Below are 25015 nucleotides of genomic sequence, written 5' to 3' on the forward strand. Positions count from 1 at the left end.
GTCGCTGGGCCTATCCTCCGTATAAGTTCGGGCGTCGGACGAACCTGCCCCACCGTACACCGTGGATTGCCCATCACAGTCGGGTGCCCGCGGCACGTCGGCCAAGGCTATGCAGTTGGTGCGCTGGCGCCTCCTCTCGTTAATGTCGTGGGTGGATCAGCCGGCTATCGCCGGCGACACCCGACGGGCGATGTCCCAGGCATAGCCGAACAGTTCACGCGCGATCGCGGTGGTCACCTTGGGCTGAGGCTTGCCCGTGGCCGCCAGGCGACGGTAGCGCTGGCAATGGTTCCGTTCAGCGAGCCCGAGCTGATCGCCCAGGAGATCATGCGTCTCGTCGATCGATCCCGCGCCGAAGCAAGGACAAGCCTATGACGGATATCCAGCGGCTCCCGCTTCTTCGTCTCTGCGGTATCGCGGGCGTGATCGGCGCGATCCTCTGGACGCTCGGCGACGCGCTGATCATCGGGGCTAGGGCAAGTCCCGACGACTATCCGCTGATCCTGAAGACCTATGCCGATCGCATCCAGTTCGACGGTGTCGCGCTGATGCTTCCATCCTCCGAGGCGCGGCTCGCCGCGGGCGCGCTGGTGGCCGATGCCGGCATCGTCTTCTATCTCGCGGGCTGCTGGCATCTGCTCGAAGGGCTGCGTCCGGCGATGGGCTGGTGGCGCTGGCTGACCTTCGTCCTGCTGGTCGCCGGCAACGCCTGGTCTCCGCTCGGCCATGCGGGCTTCTACTATGTCGGCATGGCCTACAAGACGATCCTCGAAACGCCGGCCGCGGCCCATGGCGCGCTGCTCGATCTCGGCCAGCACTTCTACCATGTCCTGCTCATCGCCTGGTTGATGCCGATCGTGACGCTGGGCCTGGCGCTGCTGCTCCTCGGGATCGTCATCGCGCTGGGCCGCACCGCCTGGCCACGCTGGTTCGCAGCGCTGGCCAATCCCGTCTCGCTGGTCGCGATCGGCATGCTGATCGCGCGCATCCTGCCCGAGCCGGCGCACACCTGGCTTGACGGCGCCGCGTTCAACCTCGGCTGGCTCGTTGTCTATGCCGTCTCGACGGCGCTGCTCTGGAATGGTGGCCGTTCGCCGGTCGCATCACGGGACGAAGCAGCATGACCGAAGCTGCGACAGCGACAGGCGACGAACAAGTGGGGGAGGAAGCATCAGGCGCTTTCAGCATGAAGCCACTGATGTTCGAGACCTTCGTCTGCTCGATGGCGATGATGTCGTTCGTGGCGCTCGCGGGCCCCATCGCGCGCGTGCTTGGCCTCGAGCCATGGCAGGTCGGCGGGGCGATGACCGCGTCGGGCATCGCCTGGATGATCATGGCGCGGTTCTGGGGCGGCCTTAGCGATCGGCGCGGCGCTCGTCGCTTGACGGCTTGATTGGATCGGGGGCGCCGCGATCAAGCGTTACCGCTCGGTTAGAGAATGGGATGACCAAATTATCGCTGCAACTTTGCCATCGCTTCCACTTCGATGGTTGTAAGCTCGTCGATTGTCAGGTCGAGCGCAGAGCGCTGCGTCTTCAAGTCGACCAACCTTTCCCGGATGCGGGCAATCAATCGCTCCATTTGCTCCTTATGCTCGGGATCGGCATCGTAGAGATCGAGAAACTCCTTGATTTCCTTGATGGAGAAGCCAAGGCGTTTGCCGCGCAAAATCAGCTGTATGCGTCCGATCTCACGCCTGGAATATGCCCGGGTGCTGCCTACCCGTTGAGGGGCGATGAGCCCCTCCTTTTCGTAGAAGCGTAGCGTGCGAAGTGTCAGTCCGAGTTCCTGAGCGACATCCTGGATGCCGTACACTTGTAAATCCGCATCCTTTGCGCGGGTTCTCCCCTTGTGCGTGGGGTTGTCGCGACCCGCGTCCTTAAGCGTTTCATCGTCCTCGGCGAGGTGGAGCGAGTTCCCCATGCCATCCACTCCCTGTCCTCCAATCACGGCTACCCTACCACTCAAGCGCATAAGCTTTGTAGCTTGACAGGGGATAGAGGCTCAGGCGAGCTTTTTGTTCTCCTCTTCGATCAAATCCTTCTTCGAAAGTTTGCCGATCAGCGTTTTGGGCAGGCTGTCCCGGAATTCGAAAGCCTTGGGTAACTCGATCTTGCTGAGGCGATCCTGCAAAAAAATCTTGAGTTCATCGACGGTCAGGTTCGATCCCTCGTGCAGCGCGATGAACAACTTGGGAGATTGACCTCTGTAGGCGTCAGGAATCGCGATTGCGATCGCCTCCTTTACCGCCGGGTGCTGATAGGCCGCATCCTCGATGATCCGGGGATATACATTATATCCGCCACAGAAGATGATGTCCTTGATGCGGTCGACGAGGAAGAGATAGCCATCCTCATCAAAATAGCCGATATCGCCGGTTCGTAGCGCGCCATCGACGAAGACAGCACTGGTTTCTGCAGGGCGCTGCCAATAGCCCTTCATCACCTGAGGGCCGCGGGCGCACACTTCTCCGCGTTCTCCCTGGGGAAGAACCCGCGAGGGATTCTCCGGATCTCGGATCTCGATGATGGTGCCGGGGAAACTTGGGCCGCAGCTATTGTCCTTCACCGTCCCGAACAACGGGTTGCAGGCGATGATCGGGGCGGTTTCGGAGAGCCCATATCCTTCCACGACCCTGGCACGCGTGCGTGCCTCGAACTCCTCGCGTACCTCGAGCGGGAGCGGTGCGCCGCCGGATATACAGGCGCGCACGGCCGAGAGATCGGGTATCTCGTCGTCCGGAAGCGCGTTCAGGGCAACATAGATCGTAGGCACGCCGAAGAACTGTGTCGGCGGCTTGCGCTTCATCGTGTTGAGAACCTGCTTCATCTCAAACCGTGGCAGCAGGACGATTTCGGCGCCGATTTCGACTGAGAAGTTGAGCACCGTCGTGAGTGCGAAGACGTGAAACATGGGCAGGACGCCGAGAGTTCTCTCCTGCTGCGGGCGAAGTCCTCCCACATGCACCACCATCTGGGCGCTGTTCGCCGTGAGGTTGGCGTGGGTCAGCATTGCGCCTTTGGGCACGCCGGTTGTGCCTCCGGTATATTGAAGGACCGCGACATCATCAGGGTGACGTTCTACCGCGTCAGGTTCGGCATCATGGGCGAGAAGCGCCTTGAGCCGGACATGAAGGCCTTCGTCGAGTATCCGCGCGTGGTCTTTTCGCTTGAATAGCGCAAAGCCCAGGCCTTGCAGCCAGGGCAGCATATCCCTCATGCCGCACAACACGATCTTGTCCAGCCCGGCACGTGGCGCGACGGCTTGCACTTTCTCGTGGATTATCCGGACGTCCGGTACCGCCATCATGCGCGTTCCCGAGTCCCGGATCTGATGCTCCAGTTCGCGCTCCGTGTAGAGCGGGTTGAAGTTGACCACGATCGCACCCACGCGCAGCGCCGCGAAGTACAATATCGCGAAATAGGGGCAGTTCGGCAGGCACAGGCCGAACCGATCGCCCTTGCGCAGCCCCTGATCCTGCAATCCACGTGCTGCACGGCGAACGAGTTGCCCCACCTGCGCATAAGTCCAGGTTCGCCCGAGAAAGTCGATGGCGACGCGTTCGGGATAAAGGTTCAACGCATTGTCGAGGAGGTCGGTCAGGAGCCGTGGCGGAATTGCCGGTTCCGGTATCGACGGGAAGGCGCTGATGGCGGGCTGGGGCATGGCGATCTCCAGCATCAGAAGTGGAAACGTCCGCCGAGCGACAGCACGACGGCGTGCGCGTCCTCGAGCTTGCCGTCCATCAGGATCGGCGTCTGCACGGCCGTGCCGGCATAGGCCGCTGTCGTGCGATCAATAGTCGTATCCTTGAACGTGATATACGCTGCGCCCGCATCGAGCGTGAACCGGGAAGACACGGCATAGCTTGTGCCGGCAGCGAAATTCCACCGGTTGCTGTCGGGCACTCGAGCGTCCCGATTGCCGTTGCGCGTCGGGGTCTGGGCGTGTTGAACGCCGGCACGAACGGTCCAGGCCGGTGTGACCGCATAATCGATGCCGCCTGCGAAGCTCCAAGTGTCCCGGTAATTTTCCGGGATTGAAACGTTGAGCGGCGCGCCGAGCCGGATAGCGTCGAATTTCGACCAACCCATGCGGGTCACCTGACCGTTGAGGGTGACCTTGGGCGACACCGCCACGCGCGCTCCGAAGATCGCCTGCCAGGGGGTCTCGAACGTGGCGTTTGCATTCACTACGCTGTTTTGCCCGGCGAGCGGACCAAGAAGACCGGTCGTCGTCACCGAACCATCGAGATTATGCTTCACGCTCGACTTGTAGCTGGCGCCCAGTTGCACGGGGCCGGCGCGATATTGCAGCCCGGCCGACCAGCCCAGATCCCAACCATTGCCTTTCAGCTCCTGGTGGCCGTCGGCGAGAAGAGGCGATAGGTTCGGCAGATAGTTGGACAATGATGCGTCTGCATATTCGATATTGAGCGCGGCGCCGATGCTGAGATTTGGCGTAACGAGGTAGGCGATCGATGGCTGGATGTCGTATGTTCGCAGCTTGGTCTTGTCGGCGCTATACCGTGCCCAGCTGTCGGCATCATAATTGGTTGTGAAGCTATAAGGGGAGGCGACGGTCAGCCCCAAAGCGAGCCGTGATGTCAGGCCGACGGCTATCGCGCCGGAGGGTAGTACGCCATTATTGATCGGATCACGAGAGCGTTGGCTCCCGCCTACAGCCGCAGCCGACTGCCCGGGACGGACAATGAGCGTGTTGACATTGTCAACCGACCCTTTGGGAAGGATTACGCTTACGGCCTGGTGGGCATCGACTCCTTCCATGCCTGCGATCGCAGCCGGATTCCACCAGAGGGACTGTACGCCCTGGTCGGCGACCTCGCCCGAAAAGGCTCGTCCGGCACCTCTGGACGATTGTTCCTGAAGGTAAAAGGCCTGCGCGCTCGCGGCTTGCGGCGCGAGCAATCCAGCCGCCACGGCCGATGTTGCGATCCCAACTTTCCAATTTTTGCCTGCCACGCCCATCTCCCCTTTCGTGATTGTCAAATTCCTCGTGCTTATCGGAGGCGCGTCCATGTCTGCGTCTTGCACAGGGGCCAGACGATGCAGCCCTTGAGGCGCAAATGATCCCGATCGGCTAACGTGACCGTCGCGCTGTATGTACCGCCATCCTCAGCGTTGTAGATGGAACCACCCGACCAACTGCCCGACTTCCACGTAAAACCCTGCAGCATCTGCAATCCACGAAGCTTACGACCGCGCAACGCAGCGGTCTTGTTCTTTTCGTCACGTAGTTCGGGGTTGGCTTTGATCCCGTCGGAACTGATCAAGGCACCGCAGATCGATTGCCCGCAGCGGGTGATTTCCACGACGCCATGATGGCTCTCGGTTTGCCAGCGACCGACAACGGTGTCGGCGGGCAATGCAGTGCTCGAAGCCAGTAGTGTCAGAATGATCGACATCGTTCCTCTCCGCGCGCCTTCAGGCGACCGTCTGTTTCACGTCTGGAGCCAATATGCGGCGAATCAGCGTCCCATAACCATCTCGATGACGTATAGGTAAGTCAATAGCTCAATGCGTCATCAAAATGCCTATTAGGTTGTGTGCGAATTGGAGGGGTCAGGCGCTGCTGGCCCCGTCGTCAGGGTTCGGGCGTGTTCGTGTGTGACGCCGTCAAGCTATTGATCTGTGCGTGCCTTCAAGCAAGGAAAGATTGCGATAATTGCCCAGTTCCTGAATGCGCTGGATGGAACGCGACACTTCGCCGTCAGCCGCCCCGTTCGCGGCAACGACCAGGCGCCCGTAGCCGCCGGCGTGAATGCGAAAGTCGCTCCAGATCCGGACGCTATCCCCGATGATGCAGGAGACGAGATGGCCCGGATGGAAGTCGGCCCGATCGACAACCGGCTCGGCGTAGCTATCGTTCGCCACAACGACGATGTGGGTTGCGCGGATGACCAGGCCCGGCAGCGTTTCCATCCACTGCAAGGTATCACTGAAGGGGCCGACGTCGGGAGCAGACCAGAACTGCGCGTCCGCGCTGACCGAGGTTGACGTTAGCGTCGTGGTGACCGCTTCACTGTGCCTTTCCCAGGCCAGCCGCCCGTTGGCGGACCACTCCGTTTCCAGGTGGCGCAGGTTGCGATCGAGTCCAGAGGCACATCGCTGCTCCAGGATCAGCCATTCCTTCTCCCGGTCATTCTCATCGACCAGGCGAACCGTCTGAAATGCCATGGCGGGCAATTCGAGTGCAGGAAAACGGCGCAGATGCATTTCGCCGACGATCTGACGCCGGAGGGGATGCTCAGAAAATCGCATGTGTGCGCCTTCGAAAACAGGTGCAGTGGCGCTTGGGGAGAGGCGCAGCCGTCGATAAGACGGGCGCGAGCATCATCGCCGGGATGAGAGTGCGCGGTTTTTCACTGGCGAGCATCCGTACGTTCCTCGGCCAAGACCTCCGATATCAAGCCTCCCGGGAACCGGTGCATGACGATTCCCTCGACGGCGTGAGAAGAGTGCCAAAGATTTTAGTTGACGTAAACGTCATTTCACGCACCATTAGGTAATCAGATGTCCGATTCCCTGGAGAGGCTATCATCGATGCGTAATGTGGTTGTTGCGGGCTATGCCCGGTCCCCCTTTCACCTGGCAGGCAAGGGCGCGCTGGCGCGCGTCCGCCCTGACGATCTGGCCGCTCAGGTCATTCGCGGACTGATTCAGCAGACCGGCGTGAAGGCCGAAGATATCGAGGATATCGTGCTGGGCTGCGCTTTTCCTGAAGGCGAGCAGGGCTTCAACATCGCGCGCCTTATCGGTCTTCTCGCCGACCTGCCGCTCTCTGTCGGCGGCATGACCGTTAATCGCTTCTGCGGATCGTCGATGAGCTCGGTCCACATCGCTGCGGGCCAGATTCAGCTTGGCGCCGGCGAGGCCTTCATCTGCGCGGGCGTGGAGTCGATGAGCCGCGTGCCGATGATGGGGTTCAATCCGCTGCCGAACCCCGAGCTCGCGAAGAAGAGCGCCGCCTATATGGGCATGGGCGACACGGCGGAGAATGTCGCGACCAAATATCAGATCACCCGTGCCCAGCAGGAAGCCTTTGCGGTCGCCAGTCAGGACAAGGCGGCCGCGGCTATCGCGGCCGGCAAGCTCGAGGCCGAGATCGTGCCGATCACGACCAAGGCGGGCGTGGTCGACAAGGATGGCACGCCGCGTGCCGGCACGACGACGGAAACCCTCGCCGGGCTGAAGCCGGCCTTCAGCCAGGACGGCACGGTAACGGCGGGAACGTCCTCGCCGCTGACCGATGGCGCAAGCGCAATCCTGGTCACGAGCGAGGATTATGCGCGCGCGCATGGACTGCCGATCCTTGCCCGCATCAAGTCGGTTGCTGTCTCTGGCTGCCAGCCGGAGATCATGGGCATCGGACCGGTCGAGGCCTCGCGCAAGGCGCTGCAGCGGGCGGGGCTCAGTGTGGACCAGCTTGACGTTGTCGAGCTCAACGAAGCCTTTGCGAGCCAGTCACTGGCCTGCATCAGCGACCTGGGGCTTGACCAGTCGAAGGTCAATCTGGACGGCGGCGCCATCGCGATAGGCCACCCTCTGGGGGCGACCGGTGCGCGGATCGTGGGCAAGGCCGCGGCTCTGCTGAAGCGCGAAGGCGGCAGCTATGCGCTTGCCACCCAGTGCATCGGCGGCGGTCAGGGCATCGCCACCGTGCTGGAGGCGGCGGAATGAGCGAGCAGGCCATCAAGCCAGTCGGCGCCCCGCCGGAAACCATCAAAAAGGTCTGCGTGATCGGCGCAGGCGTCATGGGCGCCGGCATCGCAGCGCAGGTCGCCAATGCCGGCGTGCCGGTGCTGCTGCTCGATATCGTGCCCAAGGAGGGCGGCGATCGTGACGCCGTGGCGAAGGGTGCGGTCGCGAAGATGCTGAAGACCGATCCGGCGCCCTTCATGTCGAAGGCTGCGGCGAAGCTCGTTGAAACGGGCAATATCGACGACCATCTCGAGCGGGTGGCCGAATGCGACTGGATCGTCGAGGCGATCGTCGAACGGCTCGACATCAAGCAGGCGCTCTACGCCAAGCTCGAGCAGCTCAAGCGTCCGGGCACGGCGGTATCGTCCAATACCTCGACGATTCCGCTTGGCCATCTGGTCGAGGGGCGGGACGATCAGTTCAAACAGGACTTCCTGATCACCCATTTCTTCAATCCGCCGCGCTACATGCGGCTCATCGAAATCGTGACCGGCCCCGACACTGATACGGCTGTGGCGAGGCGCGTCTCGGATTTCGTCGATCGAAAGCTCGGCAAGCGCATCGTGCCGGCGCGGGACACGCCGGGCTTCATCGCCAATCGCATCGGTACCTACTGGCTGGCCGTCGCGATCAATGCCGCGATGGACCAGGGGCTGACGGTGGAGGAAGCCGACCAGATCGGCGGAAAGCCGATGGGCGTGCCCAAGACCGGCATTTTCGGCCTTGTCGATCTCGTTGGCGTCGACCTCATGCCGCTGCTCACGAAGAGCCTGTCCTCGACGCTGCCGGCAGGTGACGCCTATTTCGACACGGTGAGGCCGATGCCGCTCGTCGACAGGATGATCGCGGAAGGCTTTACCGGGCGGAAGGGCAAGGGCGGTTTCTACGCGTTCGACAAGGCGACGAAGACCAAGAAAGCGCTCGATCTCGCGACCGGCGAATATCGCGTATCGGTGAAGCCGGCTTCCTTGCCGGGCCGGGCCGAGAAGGACCTGGCAGCATTGGTTGCTGCGCCCGGCAAGGTCGGCGCCTATGCCTGGGAAATTCTCGGCAAGGTTCTTTCCTATGCCGCGAGTCTGGTCGGTGAAGCTGCGGACAACATCGTCGGCATCGATGACGCGATGAAGCTCGGCTACAACTGGAAGTTCGGGCCGTTCGAACTGATCGATCGCCTCGGGCCGGGCAAGCTCGCCGAACGGCTGGCCGCCGAGGGGCGGGATGTTCCCGCGATCCTCAAGGTAGCCGGAGATCGGCCTTTCTACCGGGTGCAGGACGGCCGTCGGCAATATCTCGATGCCGCCGGCGACTATCATGATGTCGTGCGGCCCGAGGGCGTGCTGCTGCTGGAAGACATCAAGCTCCATAGCCAGCCGATCCTCAAAAATGGTTCGGCGGCACTCTGGGATGTCGGCGACGGCGTTGCCTGCCTTGAGTTCACCGGCAAGATGAACGCGCTCGACGGCGATGTGATGAAGCTGATCGGTCAGGCGATCCCGGTCGTGCAGGACAAGTTCAAGGCGCTCGTCGTCTATAATGAGGGCAGCAATTTCTCCGCCGGCGCCAATCTCGGTCTTGCTCTGTTCGCACTGAACATCGCGGCATGGGGCGAGATCGAAAAGCTCGTCGCGGGCGGGCAGCAGGCCTACAAGGCGCTCAAATATGCGCTGTTCCCGGTCGTGAGCGCTCCGGCCGGCATGGCATTGGGCGGCGGTTGCGAGATCCTGCTCAACAGTGATGCCGTGCAGGCCCATGCCGAAAGCTATGTGGGTCTGGTCGAGTGCGGCGTGGGTCTGATCCCTGGCTGGGGCGGATGCGGTGAAATGATCGATCGCTGGCGCTCCAGTCCCGGCATGCCCAAGGGGCCGATGCCGGCCGTAGCCAAGGTCTTCGAGACGGTATCGACAGCCACTGTGGCAAAGTCGGCCGCCGAGGCGAAGGAGCATGGCTTCCTGCGTCCCTCGGACGGCATTACGATGAACCGGGACCGTCTGCTGGCGGACGCCAAGGCGAAGGCACTGGAACTGGCCGACGGTTACAAACCGCCTGTGGCTCCGGAATTCCGCTTGCCTGGCGCGGGAGGCAAGTCCGCTCTTTCGATGGCTGTCGAAGGCTTCCAGGCCCGTGGCCTCGCCACATCTTACGATGGTGTCGTATCCGGCGCGCTCGCCGACGTCCTGACGGGCGGCGAGAAGGATCTCATCGACATCGTGACCGAAGAGGATCTGCTGGCGCTCGAGCGCAAGGCCTTCATGCAACTGGTGCGCGACCCGCGGACCCAGGCGCGCGTCGAGCAGATGCTCGTCACCGGCAAGCCGCTGCGTAACTGATTGGCGGCCGGCGGCCGGATGGCCGACCGGTCAGGAGATATAAATATGCAAGTCTATGACGCCCCGTTGCGCGACATGCGCTTCGTGCTCAACGAACTCCATGCCGATGACGGCTTCGGGGATATTCCCGCGCTGTCGGAGTTCACACCGGATCTGACCGATGCCATCCTCGAGGAGGCGGCGCGCTTCTGTCGCGACGTCCTGTTGCCGATCAACCGGTCGGGCGACGAGGAGGGGTGTCATCTGGAAAACGGCGTTGTGCGGACGCCGGCGGGGTTCGCGCAAGCCTATAAGCAGTTCGCCGAAGGTGGCTGGACCGCGCTCGCATCCGATCCGGAATGGGGTGGGCAGGGGCTGCCGGAAGCGGTCAACAAGCTGGTCGAGGAGATGATCTGCTCGTCCAACCTCTCCTTCGGCCTCTACCCGGGCCTCACCCATGGTGCCACCACTGCGATCGAGGGCCATGGCAGTGACGCGCTCAAGCAGGCCTACCTGCCCAAGATGGTGAGCGGCCAGTGGTCCGGCACGATGTGCCTGACCGAGCCTCATTGCGGTACCGATCTCGGGCTCCTGCGCAGCCGCGCGGTCCCGCAGGGCGATGGCAGCTACAAGGTCACCGGCTCCAAGATCTTCATCTCCGCCGGTGAGCATGACCTGACCGAGAATATCATCCATCTCGTGCTCGCCCGCCTGCCCGACGCCCCCAAGGGCGTGAAGGGCATCAGCTTGTTTCTCGTCCCCAAATATCTGCCCAGGGAGGACGGTACTCCCGGTCAATCGAACGGCGTCGCCTGCGCCGCGATCGAGCACAAGATGGGTCTCAAGGCGTCGGCGACGTGCCAGATGAACTTCGATGATTCGATCGGCTGGATCGTCGGTGAGCCTGGCAAGGGCATGGCCGCCATGTTCACGATGATGAACACGGAGCGTGTCTCCGTCGGCATCCAGGGCCTGGGTGTGGGCGAGGCGGCGTATCAGGCGGCGGCCTGGTATGCGAAAGATCGTATTCAGGGTCGGGCGCTCTCGGGACCCAAATATCCCGATCAGGCAGCCGATCCGATCATCGTTCACCCCGATGTTCGCCGCATGTTGATGACGATGCGGGCTTATAATGAGGGATGCCGGGCGCTCTCGGCCTGGGTCTCGCGCGCCCTGGACGCGGAAAAACATTCTCCCGAACCCGAAGTGCGCCAGCGTGCGAGTGACTTCATTGCGCTCATGACCCCCGTCGTCAAAGCGCTCTTCACCGACCTTGCGTTCGACAGCGCGAACCTTGCGGTCCAATGCTATGGTGGCCACGGCTACATCCGCGAAAGCGGCGTCGAGCAATATGCCCGTGATGCCCGGATCACCATGATCTATGAGGGGACGAACGGCGTTCAGGCGCTCGATCTCGTCGGCCGCAAGCTCGGCGCCCATATGGGCCGCTATCTGCGCAGCTTCTTCCATCCGGTGTCGGCTTTCATCGAGGAAAACAACGTCGACGGACCGATGAAGCCGATGATCGAGGCGCTCGCCAAGGCGTTCGGGGCGCTGCAGCTTTCGACGGCCACGGTCGCGCAGCGGGCGCTCAAGGATCCCGAAGAGGCGGGCGCGGCGTCGGCGGACTATCTGCGTCTGATGGGCCTGGTGGCCATGGGCTATTGCTTTGCCAAGGCGACCAAGATCGCAGGCTTGCAGCTCTTCTTCGGCAGCGAGGACAAGCGCTTCTACGATGCCAAGATCAAGACGGCGACGTTCTTCTTCGAGCGTATCCTGCCTCAGGCGACCGCCAGCTTCCTGGCGATCAAGGCGGGCAAGAAGTCGCTGATGGCGCTGGAAGACGACGTGTTTTGACGCTTCCGGCAAGCCTCGAAAAGCGGCTGGCCATTCCAGCCATCGTTGCGCCGATGTTCCTTGTGTCGGGACCGGACCTTGTCGTCAGTTGCTGCGAGGCGGGACTGCTTGGTACTTTCCCGGCGCTCAACCAGCGCACCAGTCAAGGTTTCGGTGAATGGCTGGATGAAATCGAGGAGCGGCTGGCTCCCATGCCGGGAGCGGCGCCCTTCGGCGTCAACCTCATCGTCCATAAGAGCAATCCGAGGCTCGACGCCGATCTGGAACTGATCGTTCGGCACCATGTGCCATTGGTCATCACCTCGCTCGGCGCCATCGCGGATCTTGTCCAGGTGGTTCAGGGCTATGGCGGGCTGGTCTTTCACGACGTGACGAACGTGCGTCATGCGGAAAAGGCGCTCGAAGCTGGCGTCGACGGTCTGATCGCGGTCGCTGCCGGCGCGGGGGGACATGCCGGCACGATGAGCCCGTTCGCACTGGTTGACGAGATACGGCGCTTCTTCCAGGGGCCGCTGGCGCTTTCCGGCGCCATCACGCGCGGCCACCAGATCGCGGCCGCGCAGATGATGGGGGCCGATCTTGCCTATATCGGATCCCACTTCATCGCGTCGGAAGAGAGTCTCGCCTCGCCGGCACAGAAAGACATGGTGATCGGGGCCGGACCAGCGGATATCGTCTATACGGACCGGGTCACCGGCGTCGGGGCCAATTTTCTCCGGCCCTCGCTGGAAGCCGCGACTCTCCCTGAGCCACATGGCGCGCTTTCGGTTTCGGAGGAGGCCAAGGCCTGGAAGACGATCTGGTCGGCAGGCCACGGTGTCGGCGCTACCACTGCCGTCCAACCGGCCCGATCCATCTGTGAGAGACTCATTGCCGAATATCAGGCGGCATTACAATCAGAGTAGGATTGATCCATGAAGGTGCTTGTGCCCGTCAAGCGGGTTATCGATTATAATGTGAAACCGCGCGTGAAGGCGGATGGGACGGGCGTCGATTTGGCGAACGTGAAGATGTCGATGAACCCGTTCGACGAGATCGCCGTCGAAGAGGCTATCCGCCTCAAGGAAAAGGGAGTCGCGACCGAAATCGTGGTGGTGTCGATCGGCGTCGCCAAGGCGCAGGAAACGCTGCGCACCGCGCTCGCCATGGGGGCCGACCGCGCGATCCTCGTCCAGACTGACGATGAGGTCGAGCCGCTCGCCGTCGCCAAGATCCTGAAGGCCATCGCCACCGAGGAGGCTCCGGGCCTGGTGATCCTCGGCAAGCAGGCCATCGACGATGATGCCAATCAGACCGGCCAGATGCTGGCAGCCCTTCTCGGTTGGGGGCAGGGCACATTCGCCAGCAAGGTCGAAGTATCGGGCGAGACTGTCGCGGTGACCCGTGAGGTGGATGGCGGTCTGGAGACCGTAAGCCTCAAACTGCCGGCGATCGTGACGACCGATCTGCGTCTCAACGAACCGCGCTATGCGAGCCTGCCCAATATCATGAAGGCCAAATCCAAGCCGCTGGCGACGAAGACGCCGGCCGATCTCGGTGTTGAGATCGCCTCGCGCCTCAAGACGCTCAAGGTGACCGAACCCCCCAAGCGCTCGGCGGGCATCAAGGTGGCCGACGTCGATGAATTGGTCGCCAGGCTCAAGGAAATGGCGATTTGATAAACTTTCAAACGCGCCGAACTTGCCGAACCTCTCCCATGCAAGTGACGGCGCACCCCGCTTCATCCTGTGCGCACAGAGATGAAGCGGGGGCGGATTTCTCGGAGAATAAGTTATGAATACGCTCGTCTGGGTTGAACATGACAATGCGTCGGTCAAGGATGCGACGCTATCGGCCGTCACCGCCGCTGCCAAACTTGGTGAGGTCCATCTGCTGGTTGCCGGTGCGGGCATCGGCGGCGTGGCCGAGGCTGCTGCGAAGGTCGCGGGTGTCGCCAAAGTCGTAACGTTCGACGATGCGGCGTTCAAACACGCTTTGCCCGAGAATGTCGCGCCGGCCGTCGCGGACCTGATGCGCGGCTATGACGCGTTCGTGGCGCCTTCCACTTCGAATGGCAAGAACATCGCGCCGCGCGTGGCGGCCTTGCTTGATGTGATGCAGGTCAGCGACATCCTGTCGGTGGAAAGCGCTGACACGTTCACGCGTCCCATCTACGCGGGAAATGCGATCGCGACGGTCCAGTCGTCTGATGCAAAGAAGGTTATCACGGTGCGTGGCACAGCCTTCGAGAAGGCGGCCCGCGAGGGTGGCTCGGCCAGTATCGAGGCTGCGACGGGCACGGATGCGGGACTTTCCAGCTTCGTGGGTGCCGAGATCGCCCAGTCCGAGCGCCCGGAACTCACCTCGGCCAAAATCATCGTCTCGGGCGGGCGAGCGCTGGGCTCGGCCGGGCAGTTTCATGGCGTGATCGATCCGCTGGCCGACAAGCTGGGCGCGGGTGTGGGCGCAAGCCGCGCGGCGGTCGATGCTGGCTATGCGCCCAACGATTTTCAGGTCGGCCAGACCGGCAAGATCGTGGCGCCGGAAGTCTATGTCGCCGTCGGCATATCGGGTGCGATTCAGCACCTTGCTGGCATGAAGGATAGCAAGACCATCATCGCGATCAACAAGGATGAGGACGCGCCCATCTTCCAGGTCGCCGATATCGGCCTGGTCGGCGACCTCTTCAAGATCGTTCCTGAACTGACCGAAAAGCTTTGAGGTAAGCGATGACCGGTCTGGAAGAGATCGAACAGTTCATGGCGGCCGGCACCCGGCCGCCCATGATGGACCTGTTCGACATCGATCTGCTTGAGGCGGAGGAGGGGAAGGTCGTCTTTGTCGCGACGCCCACCTCGCAGACCTACAATTTCATGGGCATCGCCCATGGTGGCTATGCCGCGACGCTGCTGGATTCGGCCTGCGGCATCGCGGCGAACTCCGCGGCCCAAGTGCCCATCAACTGCGTCACGCTCGAACTCAAGGTCGCCTATCATGCGCCCTTGACCGACAGGGTCGGGATGGTCCGTGCAATCGGCCAGGTGGTGTCGATGGGCAAGAGGGTGGCGCATACCGAGGCGCGTCTGATCGACATGGCCGGCAAACTCTATGCCTCCGCGACATCGACCTTGCTGCTCGTCGATCGGGCGGCCTGAACAGGAAAGAAGATATGGAAGTCGTTATCCCGCACAGCCTTGGTAAAATCGAAGCGAAGAGCAGGATCGAGGCCGGCCTGCCCAAGCTGGCAGCGCATATCCCGGGAGGCGGTTCGCTCAGTTCCGAGTGGGTATCGGACTACGCACTACACTTGGTCATCGGGGCGATGGGGCAGAATATCCCGGTGCAACTCGACATTGAGGATAGCGAGATTCGCGGCGACGTCAGCGTACCGCTGTTCCTCAAAATGATGTCAGGACAGATTTCGGATTTTGTGAAAACGAGCGCCGAGAAAATGCTCAGCAAGGCATGATGAATTTACTGGCCGCAGGACAATATCGTTGCTCTGCGATGATTGAGTTTACGAGAATCTGCCCTGTTTCCTAGCCGATAGTGTCCGCGCGAGGGCTTTGTGATGGAAGAAATCGCTCCCCGAGTTTTCAGGATCATTAGCCGTCAGCTCGGCGTCTATCCGGATCAGATTGCCCTTGCTTCGTCTTTCTACGATGACATCGGCGTGGATAGTCTCGATGTGCTGGAAGTTGTGATGGCGCTTGAAGACGAATTCGGACTCACTATCCCGGATGAAGCCGCCGGTGAGGTCAAAACAGTAGAGGATGCGGTCAAGCTGGTCGAAGCATGGATAGCCAAGTGAGATAAAACCCACGATCCTCTGAAACCGCAATTCACGACGACAATGAAATCTAGATAGCTCTTTGGTCGCCTGACGTATCACTTCCATGATCAAGGCTACCGTGATCGCGCATAGCCGCCATATGCTTTGCGCCAGAAACGGGATTTCATCTATCGCTTTGCCCACTCGATGACGGAATGGTGTTTCCGAAAAGAATATAGCGAACCATGTTATCTAATGACGAATCGCTGTCTTCTCACATTTGACGAACTGGCTGGTAACGTCGGAGCGGGAAGATGCATGAAAGAGGTAGATCATGCGATACCGTTCATTAGGCCTGGCTACAGTCTTGATTGTCACGAGCACCGCTTGGGCGCAGACGCCGTCGGATAACCAACATGCGCTGATCGGACCGCCCCAACTCCACGCCCTTCCCGTCACCGCTCCGACGCTCGTCGAGGCCTATGGTCCTGATCCTCTGCAGATCGGTGAACTGCGCTTGCCTGCAGGTCCTGGCCCGTTTCCCGTCGTCATGGTCATTCACGGTGGCTGCTGGACCAAAGGCTATGAGACACTGGCAGGCACGGCGCCGTTGGCGAGCGCCTTGACGGACAAGGGCGTGGCGACATGGAATATAGAGTATCGACAGGTTGGTGACACCCGCGGCGGGTGGCCTGGGACCTTCCAGGATTGGGGAGCGGCGCTCGATCACTTGAGGGTGCTGGCACGAACCCAGCCTCTGGACCTGAAGCATGTGGTGACGGTGGGACATTCGGCCGGCGCCCACGCTGCCCTGTGGCTGGCGGCCCGTCCCAGATTGCCTGCCGACAGCGAGGTCCGCGGCGCTGATCCACTGAAGGTTTCCGCCGCGGTCGCCATCGACGGCCCAGGCGACCTGCGAACCCTGTACGGGTTCGACAAGGATATTTGCGGCCGCCCGATCTTCGTCAACCTGTTCGGGGGCGCTCCTGACGCACAGGCGGGCCGCTACCGTCAGGCAAATCCGATCGAATGGCTGCCTCTGGCCGTGCCTCAATTCATGGTCGCTTCCGTCGTGCTGGAGCCTTCAGCCGCGCAAGCCTATGCAGCAGCCGCACAGTCGGCCGGCGATAAGGCGACGGTGATCACCCTGGAGAATGCGGGCCACTTCAACATGCTTTCGCCTGCGGACCCCACCTGGGCGCCGGTAGAGGCCGCGATCCTCGCGGCGGCGAAAGCAGAGCAATAGTCGAGGCAGCCTCCGGTTTATCCCCATCTCGGTGATCTCTATCTGATGAAGCCCTGCAGAGGTCCGCTTCGAACACCTCCCCCTGGGTTGCGCCAAGGTCGCGTCGGCCGGGGCGAGAGGGTTGCACTTGGGGTGCCCCTGACGATCTCGTTCCATTGAGGCGTCAGTCAGGCTTGAGAGGCTGAAGGTCCGGCGCGGAAATCTTCGTGAAGCGCCACCAGGCCAGGCCTCCGTAGACCAGAATGAGGATGGCGAGGTTGAGCACCTCCCGCGTCTGCTCGGCAAGGCTCGCGCCCATCTGATTGAGCCCGACCATGAGATGAATGCCCGCGGTGGTTGGCAGGAGGCGCGCGAGGAGCGCCAGCCAGGCCGGCGTCGCCTCCGCCGGCCAGGAGAGACCCGCGAGGAAGAAGATGGCGAGCGACGTGCCCATCCACAGTTGCAGGGGTCGTTCCCGTGTCCGGAAGAGGCTGGCCAGCGCAAGCGCCGCCGCCACAGTCGCGCCCACGAACAAACTGCCGCCCACGATCAAGGCGCCAGGAGAGCCGGCGGCGCGGGGATAGTCCTGAAACCAGAACACAAAACCCGCATAATAGGCCACGTCGGCCCAGCCGATCACGAAGAAGGCCAGGGCAATTCCGATAAGGGTGCGCGAGGGCAGACGAAAGCGTCCCAGTGTCTCGCGCAGGGTGGCGGCGAGCATCGTCAGGCCCATCAGCAGGGTCTGGTGAATGATGAGGAAGCCGACCCCGGGGAACACCGTGCTGCCATAGCCTTCGCGCGTGTTGAACAGCGGGCGCTGAACGAGCGACAGGGCAGGGCGGGCGGGTGCGCCCTGCGCCATGGCCTGATCGCTCGCCGCCTCGCCGGCGATCGTGGTGACCGCCAGGCCGATGCCTGACAGCGCCGTGCTGCTGCGCAGCAGATAGGCGCCGTTGCCGTAGAGCGCGACCGTGCCCTGGGCGCCGTTCAGAATATGTCGCTCGAACCCCTCGGGGATGATGACCACGGCCCCTGCGCCGGTCGTCTCGAGCCAGAGCCGGGCGGCTCCTGGAGAGGCCGGGCGCGCGGCAAGATCGGCCTGCTGGAGCGCTGCGATCCGGCGCACGAGACTGCGGCTTGCGCCGCTGTCGTCGAGATCGACGACGGCCACCGGAATGCGGACCGCGACCTCCCCGGAATAGGCTGAAGGGTAGAAGAAGGAATAGAGGATCGTCGACACGACGATCAGCATGAAGGCGGAGCGGTCGGAGAGAACGGCGCGGAAGGTAGCGAGGAAGGCGCGGCCGATCATCGTCGTCCCCAGACCTCCGGGCTCATCCGCGCCGAGACATAGCGCGGCAGCCCGGCGCCCGAGCCGACGACGAGAAAGGCAAACAGCGCCAGGATCGATCCAAGAGATGCGAGCACGGGTGCGCCGATCATCCATTGCTCCGCGACCAGCCGCGCGAAGCGGGTAAAAGGCAGCAGCGCGCTCCATAGCCGGGCGAAGGCGGAGGCCGACTCGATCGGGAAGATCGCCCCGGCGAAGGCGAAGGAAGCGCCCGCATAGAGGGCGGTCATCGACAGCGCCTGCCCCATGGAAAGGGTGGCCCCGACGATGAACAAGGCCATGCCCGCATAGGCGAGATAGAGGGCGAGATAGCCGCCCATCAGCATCGCCACGCTCCCTTGCACGGGCCAGCCCCGGTAGACCGCGAGATAGCCGGTCGCAAGCGCCCCCCAGAGCAGGAAGATGAGGATATAGGGCGCGATCTTGCCGGCGACGGCGGCGACCGCCTCGCCTCGAGGCCCTGCAAGCCATGCTCCGATGGTCCCGTCCCGCAGCTCGCGACCGAGCGCGCTCACGACCGCGATCATGAACAGCAGGTGCAGGAGTGCGGGGTGGATCAGGGCGACGAGTTGCAGCTCGTAACTGGCCTGCGGGTTGTAGAGGATCCGGCTCTGCACGCTCACCGGCTGCGGCCGCACACGCGCGGGACCGGCGATCGCGGCGCTTTGCTCCCCGGCCAAGGCCTTTGCGTGGGCCTGGACCACGGTGCCGACTTCACGCAACACCGAACCCGAGGGCGTGGAATAGCTCGCATTGTAGAAGAGGAGGATCTTGCCGGTCTCGCCGCGCAGCACGGTGCGCTCGAGATCACGCGGGATCAGGACCACGGCATAGGCGGCGTTGGAGCGGACCAGATGCTCGGCCTGTGCCATGTCCGGTGGCCGCGCCGCGACCTTGAGCCCGGGTGACGCCTCCAGCTTGCGGGTGAGGTCGCGCGCGACGCCGCCGCCGTCCTCGTCGACCACGACGATCGGCAGGTTCCGCATGACGCCTGCCGACAACTGGACCGCGACGATCGCCAGCAGCAGCAGAGGCAGCCAGGTGACCAGCGCCAGATCCCAGACGCTGCCGCGCAGGAAGGCGGTTTCGCGCCGGGCGCTATCGACGAAGGCCCGGATCATTGCGGCCAGTCGAACAGGACCGTCATGCCGGGGCGCAGCCCATCGACCCGCGACACGGGCGACAGGCGCACGTCAAAGCTCTTCACGTCAAAGCCGCTCGACTGGCGGGTCGCGCGCCATGTCGCGAAATCGCCGGCGGGCGCGATGTAGAAGACCCGAAACTGGGCGCAACGATCGCCGAGCGCAGGTATGCGGCCGGTCAGGACCCGTCCCCGGCGGATCGCACTGAACTGATCTTCTCTCAGGGTGAGCGTCACCCAGGGATGATCGATGTCGGTCAGGACGAAGACGGGAAATCCCTGCGGCACGAGTTCGCCCGACTGCGCCAGCCTGCGTCCGATCTCACCGTCCGACGGCGCGAACACCCGGGTTTCCTTCTCGGCCGCCTCGACTTCGGCCAGGGCGCCGCGCGCCTGGCGCACCTGTCCGCTCGCGGCCTGCCGATCCTGTCGCCGCGCCCCGGCCAGCGCCAGATCATATTGCGCGCGCGCCGCTCGGGCCGCTTCATTGGAGGCCAGGGCGTTTGCGCGGCTCTCGTCGCGTTTCTGCCCCGCCAGCACACCCTGTTCAAAGAGGCGCTCGGTGCGCTGATAGGTGGTCTGGGCGAGGTCCGCCGCCGCCTGCGCGCGTCGCCACTGGGCCTCGGCAGCCCGGATATCCTCCGGCCGTGCGCCTTCATCGGCCTTGTCCGCATTCGCCTGCGCGGCGGCGAGCGCGCCGCCGGCCTGTTCGGAGCGGGCTTCGACCTCGGGACTGTCGAGCGTATAGAGCAGCTGTCCCGTCTTCACCGGCTGGCCTTCCTCGACATGAAAGGCCGTGATCCGAGCCGAGACCTTGCTCGTGATCCGCAGTTCGCGGGCCTCGACCATGCCCTGGAGCTGATCGGGAACCGGGCGATAGGCCAGCCAGAGACCGAGGCCGAGAATGACCACGACGAGGAAAGCAATGAGCGGCAGCAACTTGCGCTTCCGCCCGGTCGGAACCGGCGGAGCCGTCTCGTCCGGGGTGACCAGGGTTTCCGATGTGGCGGTCATGGCGTGACCCTTTCACCCTGGTCGATATAGTCCGGCAATGTGGCGATCTGACCGCTGACGTGGAGAAGCTGGGCGAGCGCGACAACGAAATCATATCCGGCCTGGGCGCGCTGGATCCGGGAGCGGGCAAGACCGAGCTGCGCATCGATCACGTCGAGCGAGGTTGTCTGCTGCTCCTGATAGCCGAGGGTCTGGACCCGCAGATTCTCCTGCGCCGCAGTGATGGCCGTGTCGGTCAGCTCAAACCGCCGTCGCGCGGCTTCCGCATCGTTCCAGGACCGCGTGACGCCGATTTCGATCTGGGTGCGGGCTTCGCGCAGGCCCGCATTGGCTTGCGTCACCGTTTCCCGCGCGGCCTGCACCGCTTGCGAGCGGCCCACACCGGAGAAGAGCGTGTAGCGCAGCCCGACGCCCACCGACCAGTCGGGATCGGTCAACAGCGTGTCGCGCCGATCGAAATTATACTGGGCGAAGCCATAGATCGTAGGCCGGAGCTTGGCGCGCTGAAGGGCCACCCCCGCTTCAGCCTGGTCTTCCAGCGCGCCGAGCCGGTCCAGTTGGGGATGGGCGCGCAGCGCCGTGTCCACATAGGTGTCGAGCGAGCGGAGGGGCTGGCGGATCACGAAGATCGGGGAGACGGGATCGACGCCGGACGGCGCCCGCAATGCGCCGGCAAGCGCTACCTGCGCACTCGCGAGATCGGCCTGCGCCTTCTCGAGTTCACGCGCGGCGTCGTCGCGAGCCACCTGCGCCTGGAGGCGTTGGGCCCGGCTTATGAACCCTTCCTGTTCGAGTTTGAGGGCGTCCGCGACATGCCGGTCCAATCCCGCGAGCGCATCACGGCGAACATCGCGCACGCGCTCGAGCAGCTGCTGGCCGAAATAGAACTGGGTCATCTGCAACAGACCGTTGTCGATGACGATCTGGCGTTCGGCGCGCGACTGCCCCAGTTGCGCCGCCGCGCCCGCCTGAGCGGCGGGAATCTGGCCACCGGAATAGAGCGGCAGCGTCGCCGTCACGATCGGCCGGGTGCTGGTGCGCTCGATCTCGAAGCGGAGGGGATCATAGATGGCATAATCCTGGGCCACGTCCGCCAGCGGGCCGAGCGGCAGATAGAGGGTTTTCTGATAGCGGATCATCTGGCCTTCGAACTCGACAGTCGGACGCCGCAGCGTGCTCATGGAGCCCTTCTGGGCCTCCTTGCTGCGCACATCGGCGTCGGCGCCCTGGATCGCGTCCGACCGCTCGAGCAGCCTCGCCTGGGCGCTTCGATAATCGAGATCCAGCCTGTCGATCGTTTGCGCCTGCGCGCCCTGACAAACCGCAGTCGCCAGCGCAGCAACCAGCATCGAACATCGCAAGGTCATGAAGAACGTCTCCTGCTCCCGCACGGTAACGTTGACATCCAACCAACTCAATACATATTTGTATCGAAATGCTCCTGCCCGTGATCCCGTGAGCCGCCGCCCGGCACGAACGCGCCCGACCCGGGCGCAGACCCGGGAGCGCATCCTGGATGGCGCTCTCGAGGCCTTCGCCGAACGTGGCTTCCATGGCTCCACCCAGGAAGATATTTGCGAGCGCGTCGGTCTGAGCCGGGGGGCCTATAATTCCAGCTTCCGATCCAAGGACGAATTGTTCTTCGCCCTCTATGACCGGGTGATCGAGCGCTTGCAGTCGAGGCTGGAGGAGGCGACCGCTTGCGCCCTGTCCATGCCCGGCTCGACGGCCGACAATTTCCTCAAGGCCTTTATCGCCAGCTATCCGTTCGATCGAGACTGGTATCTGCTCCAGGCCGAGTTCGGCCTCTATGCCTTGCGCCATCCTGCCATGGCGAGCCACTATGCCGAACGGCAGGGGCGGATCCTCGTCATCATCGAGGGCGCGCTCGCCGACATCCTTCGCGAGGACTCCCGCATCGTTGCCCGGGACCTCCCGCGCATCGCGCGACTGATCCTGGCTGTCCACGAGGGAAGCATGTTCCAGGGCCTGCTCGAACCGCACGAGGTCACAAGCGGAGAGCTTCTGGACTTTCTCGTGGATCTCATGCTGGCGGGGGCGGCAACGAGCGTCGACTAAGAATGGATTGCTGATCTTGCCTTGCGGGAGGCCGCGCAACAGCATGCCTGCCTCTATTTGTGATGTGGGAGACCGTTTAGTGAAGGAGACCGCGCTGTATTGCCGTGGCGACGGCCTGGGTGCGCCTGTTGACGGCGAGACACTTGAAGATCGCGCGAAAATGCCATTTTACGCCATCTTCGCCGATACCCAATATGTTGGCGATCTCCGCGCTTGTAAGACCATCTCGCGCCAGGCTGAGGATATGGAGTTGGCGGCGAGACAGGTCGGATCCTTCGGTATGTTGTGAACTCGGCAAGTGATGTTGTGCTGCGGACCGATCAAACCTCGCCTTTAGGGCCCATCCCGCGTGAATATGCTCCAGGATATTCCGGAACTCCCGCGCTGTTTCCTTCAGTCCTGTGCTGTCGCGAATTTCCGAGGCCTCTTCCGCCGACCGTATGGCCAGTTGCAGCGCATCTTTACGTAGATGCAGCACCGAACGCAGCATGAGGGTTTTGAGTATGATATGTTGCCATCCTGCCCTGCGGGTGCGGGCCAGGATACGGTCCGTCAATTGGCGCGCGAGGTGATCCTTCCCGTCGGCAAGCGCCCGCGTCGCAGACAGAAGCATGCACTCGACGTCCGCAATGGCGAGGTGAGCCGAAGTGATGGCGTCGTTCCTGGGAATATTGGGGATGGTGACCGATCGACCCGACGCCATTTCATGTTCGGCAGTCAGGATATCGGCCATGAGTTGCAGTCGCGGCATGTGGTCGCGTACGGCTTTCACGTTCAGTTCGGTCAGGATTTTTCCGCAGAGGTCCGCATCTCCGGCCAGACGAGCGGCTCGTAATATGGCCCGTGCCGTATGAATCTGGACGTCGACGATCTGGTCGCAGAAAAGCAACGGCCATTCCAGTTCTGCCAGAGGCACGCCGCTTTCGGCCAGCACAGCGAGGCGCAATGTTTTCAGCGTCTCCTCGGCAACCGGGGAGACCATATCCGTCAGATGCGCGTCGATCCTATTTCGTGCGGGAATGATCTGCCCCTGCGTCAGCAGGAGCAGCACTTCGGCAATCTTTGCCCAGTCGCGGGCAAAGCCCTGATCGGCCAGGGCACAAGCTTGATCCAGTAGGGGACGCAGTGCCGCGAACTCGGCCTCGTTCGACTGACTCGCCACGATGCTCGCGAGACAGGCCAGGGCGGAGGCCTTCATCATTGGGTTTTCCCGGGCGTGCAGTTGGAGCCATTGCCGGCAGAGCCTTTCCGCCCGCACGACATCGTCCCTCAGCGCCGCTGTCGTAGCACCGAGCAGCGTCAGCAATTCCTCATGCGTGTCCGTGCGTGACAGCAACTTCAGAAGGTGCGTCGCCCCTGCATGCTGCTGCTGGAAGGAAAGGACCCATATCTTTCCCAGACCAGCCATGGGATTCGTCAGCAACGCTGTGTCGGGCACACCCTCGAGCCAATGGGCCAACTCGTTGATACGGCCTTGTCGCAAAGCGACATCCATGACGATCTCACCGCCCAGTCCCCGCGCCCAGGCCGGATCGCCGGCGCGCAGCGAAAGTGCTATTGTTTGCGCTGGCCGGCCGGCGCGCCAGTGATGAAAAGCAGCCCGTTTTAAAAGATGGCTTGGCGAGAAACGAAGCTGCGACTGTCCGCTCAAGGCAAGATGGTGTCGCAGCGCCGGATTGAGCGCAAACATTCCGTGCTTGTCCGGCCTCAATAGGAGACATTCGCGTTGCGCACGTGCGATCCATTGCGCGCCGTCGTGGATGCGCAGGGCAAAATCGTGGCTTTCGGCATCGAGGGGAGCGATCAATGCCGCCTTTTTCAACCATGTGCGCAGAGCGGGCGATAAGGGCGCCAACACGATCTGATCGAGATAACAGATGATCTCGGGCCATACATGCAGTGGCTGCTTCCGGTCGGATACACGACACGCGATGCGGCACAATGCGGGCCAACCCTGTGTGTCCGACATGATCCGGTCGAGGGCTGAAGGGACCCGGGTCAGTTGCTTCAGATCCTGGGCGCTGCAGGCCAGGCCATCGGGGCCGACTTCCTGCCAGTCGGCGTTGAGGACGCCAAATCCCCAAGGGGCGGAGGTTGCAAGGACCGCCCGCCAATCATCGGGAAGAGCATCCACTAGGTCTCTGGTCAGCGTTTCGAGATGTGGCGCTTCCTGAACATCATCGAGGCAAATGATCCCGGGCCTGTCCTGATGCCATATCCATTGCAGAATGGAGTCGATGTCCGCGGCGGTTCCGGCCTGAAGAGCGAGGCGATGCAGGGTGCTCTTCGCCGTGTCGTCGCTTGCAAGCTTTGTCCAAAGCGCCGGGCGACCAGTGTCCGCCGCCTCCTTCCAACCGGCCGCAAGTGTCGCCGATTTGCCGTAGCCGCAAGGCGCACGCAGCAGGCTGACGCGCGCGGTCAATTTAACAGGGCGAAGTGCCGTTTCCGCCAGTCGCGAAAGCAGAGTTGGAGTCCATTCCCTTTCGTGATCCATGACAGGTCGATACTACATGTTCGTGTAGTTCCCTATTGCTATTGTGCTCGTAAGACTCGCGCGAAGCTCATGT

Annotated in this window: 23 protein-coding genes and 1 pseudogene; 13 read left to right on the top strand and 11 right to left on the bottom strand. The window is 62.8% G+C overall.

The window, feature by feature from the left end; translation table 11 throughout:
- Positions 1-156 precede the first annotated feature (156 nt).
- A pseudogene (locus tag U0025_RS08885) lies at positions 157-285 on the bottom strand (IS110 family transposase); the annotation flags it as partial.
- A gap of 86 nt (positions 286-371) precedes the next feature.
- Between U0025_RS08885 and U0025_RS08890 the strand changes: the two are divergent.
- Both U0025_RS08890 and U0025_RS08895 read left to right on the top strand, forming a co-directional pair.
- A complete protein-coding gene (locus tag U0025_RS08890) occupies positions 372-1124 on the top strand; it encodes a DUF6796 family protein (RefSeq protein WP_004206961.1) in 753 nt (250 codons plus the stop codon).
- Entirely contained in the window at positions 1121-1393 is a 273-nt protein-coding gene (locus tag U0025_RS08895) for a hypothetical protein (protein ID WP_017503288.1), read from the top strand. Before U0025_RS08890 ends, U0025_RS08895 begins: the two co-directional genes overlap by 4 nt.
- A 59-nt stretch (positions 1394-1452) precedes the next feature.
- Here the strand turns inward: U0025_RS08895 and U0025_RS08900 are convergent, their stop codons facing one another.
- The 5 genes from U0025_RS08900 to U0025_RS08920 all read right to left on the bottom strand — a co-directional run bounded on the left by U0025_RS08900 (position 1453) and on the right by U0025_RS08920 (position 6281).
- The gene (locus U0025_RS08900) at positions 1453-1923 is read right to left on the bottom strand and encodes a MerR family transcriptional regulator (protein WP_004206963.1); all 471 of its coding nucleotides are present in this window, start codon (positions 1921-1923) and stop codon (positions 1453-1455) included.
- An 81-nt stretch (positions 1924-2004) separates the two neighbouring features.
- Entirely contained in the window at positions 2005-3681 is a 1677-nt protein-coding gene (locus U0025_RS08905; protein WP_157225171.1) for a long-chain-fatty-acid--CoA ligase, read from the bottom strand.
- A complete protein-coding gene (locus U0025_RS08910; RefSeq protein ID WP_037490082.1) occupies positions 3681-4988 on the bottom strand; it encodes an OmpP1/FadL family transporter in 1308 nt (435 codons plus the stop codon). Before U0025_RS08910 ends, U0025_RS08905 begins: the two co-directional genes overlap by 1 nt.
- 32 nt (positions 4989-5020) lie before the next feature.
- A complete protein-coding gene (locus U0025_RS08915) occupies positions 5021-5425 on the bottom strand; it encodes a DUF2147 domain-containing protein (protein WP_004206966.1) in 405 nt (134 codons plus the stop codon).
- A 211-nt stretch (positions 5426-5636) separates the two neighbouring features.
- Positions 5637-6281, bottom strand: a complete 645-nt coding sequence (locus tag U0025_RS08920) for a DUF3422 family protein (RefSeq protein ID WP_004206967.1) — start codon at positions 6279-6281, stop codon at positions 5637-5639.
- A 282-nt stretch (positions 6282-6563) separates the two neighbouring features.
- Here U0025_RS08920 and U0025_RS08925 point away from each other — a divergent pair, with 282 nt between their 5' ends.
- The 10 genes from U0025_RS08925 to U0025_RS08970 all read left to right on the top strand — a co-directional run bounded on the left by U0025_RS08925 (position 6564) and on the right by U0025_RS08970 (position 16881).
- Positions 6564-7700 (top strand): thiolase family protein, encoded by a 1137-nt coding sequence (locus U0025_RS08925; RefSeq protein WP_004206969.1) that lies wholly within the window; start codon positions 6564-6566, stop codon positions 7698-7700.
- A complete protein-coding gene (locus tag U0025_RS08930; RefSeq protein ID WP_004206971.1) occupies positions 7697-10048 on the top strand; it encodes a 3-hydroxyacyl-CoA dehydrogenase/enoyl-CoA hydratase family protein in 2352 nt (783 codons plus the stop codon). The genes U0025_RS08925 and U0025_RS08930 overlap by 4 nt, the downstream gene beginning before the upstream one ends.
- Positions 10049-10093: 45 nt before the next feature.
- Positions 10094-11884, top strand: coding sequence for an acyl-CoA dehydrogenase C-terminal domain-containing protein (locus tag U0025_RS08935; RefSeq protein ID WP_004206973.1), 1791 nt, complete (start codon positions 10094-10096; stop codon positions 11882-11884).
- Positions 11881-12789 (top strand): NAD(P)H-dependent flavin oxidoreductase, encoded by a 909-nt coding sequence (locus tag U0025_RS08940; protein WP_017503706.1) that lies wholly within the window; start codon positions 11881-11883, stop codon positions 12787-12789. Before U0025_RS08935 ends, U0025_RS08940 begins: the two co-directional genes overlap by 4 nt.
- Before the next feature lie 9 nt (positions 12790-12798).
- On the top strand, positions 12799-13542 hold the full coding sequence (locus U0025_RS08945) for an electron transfer flavoprotein subunit beta/FixA family protein (protein WP_004206977.1): 744 nt from the start codon (positions 12799-12801) through the stop codon (positions 13540-13542).
- A 115-nt stretch (positions 13543-13657) separates the two neighbouring features.
- Complete coding sequence (locus U0025_RS08950; RefSeq protein WP_004206978.1) at positions 13658-14584, top strand: electron transfer flavoprotein subunit alpha/FixB family protein; 927 nt, start codon at positions 13658-13660, stop codon at positions 14582-14584.
- Positions 14585-14592: 8 nt separating this feature from the next.
- On the top strand, positions 14593-15018 hold the full coding sequence (locus U0025_RS08955) for a PaaI family thioesterase (RefSeq protein ID WP_004206979.1): 426 nt from the start codon (positions 14593-14595) through the stop codon (positions 15016-15018).
- Between the two features lie 14 nt (positions 15019-15032).
- Positions 15033-15332 carry a polyhydroxyalkanoic acid system family protein gene (locus tag U0025_RS08960; RefSeq protein ID WP_004206980.1) on the top strand — a complete coding sequence of 100 codons (300 nt, stop codon included), beginning with the start codon at positions 15033-15035 and terminating at the stop codon, positions 15330-15332.
- 102 nt (positions 15333-15434) lie between these two features.
- Entirely contained in the window at positions 15435-15674 is a 240-nt protein-coding gene (gene acpP, locus U0025_RS08965) for an acyl carrier protein (protein WP_004206981.1), read from the top strand.
- A gap of 295 nt (positions 15675-15969) precedes the next feature.
- Positions 15970-16881 (top strand): alpha/beta hydrolase family protein, encoded by a 912-nt coding sequence (locus tag U0025_RS08970; protein WP_004206984.1) that lies wholly within the window; start codon positions 15970-15972, stop codon positions 16879-16881.
- Positions 16882-17044: 163 nt separating this feature from the next.
- Here the strand turns inward: U0025_RS08970 and U0025_RS08975 are convergent, their stop codons facing one another.
- The 4 genes from U0025_RS08975 to U0025_RS08990 are packed head-to-tail and all read right to left on the bottom strand — an operon-like array spanning position 17045 to position 21778.
- On the bottom strand, positions 17045-18175 hold the full coding sequence (locus U0025_RS08975) for an ABC transporter permease (RefSeq protein WP_004206985.1): 1131 nt from the start codon (positions 18173-18175) through the stop codon (positions 17045-17047).
- The gene (locus tag U0025_RS08980; protein ID WP_004206986.1) at positions 18172-19335 is read right to left on the bottom strand and encodes an ABC transporter permease; all 1164 of its coding nucleotides are present in this window, start codon (positions 19333-19335) and stop codon (positions 18172-18174) included. Before U0025_RS08980 ends, U0025_RS08975 begins: the two co-directional genes overlap by 4 nt.
- Positions 19332-20369 (bottom strand): HlyD family secretion protein, encoded by a 1038-nt coding sequence (locus U0025_RS08985; RefSeq protein WP_004206989.1) that lies wholly within the window; start codon positions 20367-20369, stop codon positions 19332-19334. The genes U0025_RS08980 and U0025_RS08985 overlap by 4 nt, the downstream gene beginning before the upstream one ends.
- Entirely contained in the window at positions 20366-21778 is a 1413-nt protein-coding gene (locus tag U0025_RS08990; protein ID WP_218916884.1) for a TolC family protein, read from the bottom strand. Before U0025_RS08990 ends, U0025_RS08985 begins: the two co-directional genes overlap by 4 nt.
- A gap of 46 nt (positions 21779-21824) precedes the next feature.
- Here U0025_RS08990 and U0025_RS08995 point away from each other — a divergent pair, with 46 nt between their 5' ends.
- Positions 21825-22448 carry a TetR/AcrR family transcriptional regulator gene (locus U0025_RS08995; RefSeq protein ID WP_004206991.1) on the top strand — a complete coding sequence of 208 codons (624 nt, stop codon included), beginning with the start codon at positions 21825-21827 and terminating at the stop codon, positions 22446-22448.
- A gap of 76 nt (positions 22449-22524) precedes the next feature.
- Here U0025_RS08995 and U0025_RS09000 read toward each other — a convergent pair whose 3' ends face one another.
- On the bottom strand, positions 22525-24942 hold the full coding sequence (locus U0025_RS09000; protein ID WP_004206992.1) for a LuxR C-terminal-related transcriptional regulator: 2418 nt from the start codon (positions 24940-24942) through the stop codon (positions 22525-22527).
- Between the last annotated feature and the right edge of the window lie 73 nt (positions 24943-25015).

This window comes from Sphingobium yanoikuyae, assembly GCF_034424525.1.
Taxonomy (GTDB): Bacteria; Pseudomonadota; Alphaproteobacteria; order Sphingomonadales; family Sphingomonadaceae; genus Sphingobium; species Sphingobium yanoikuyae.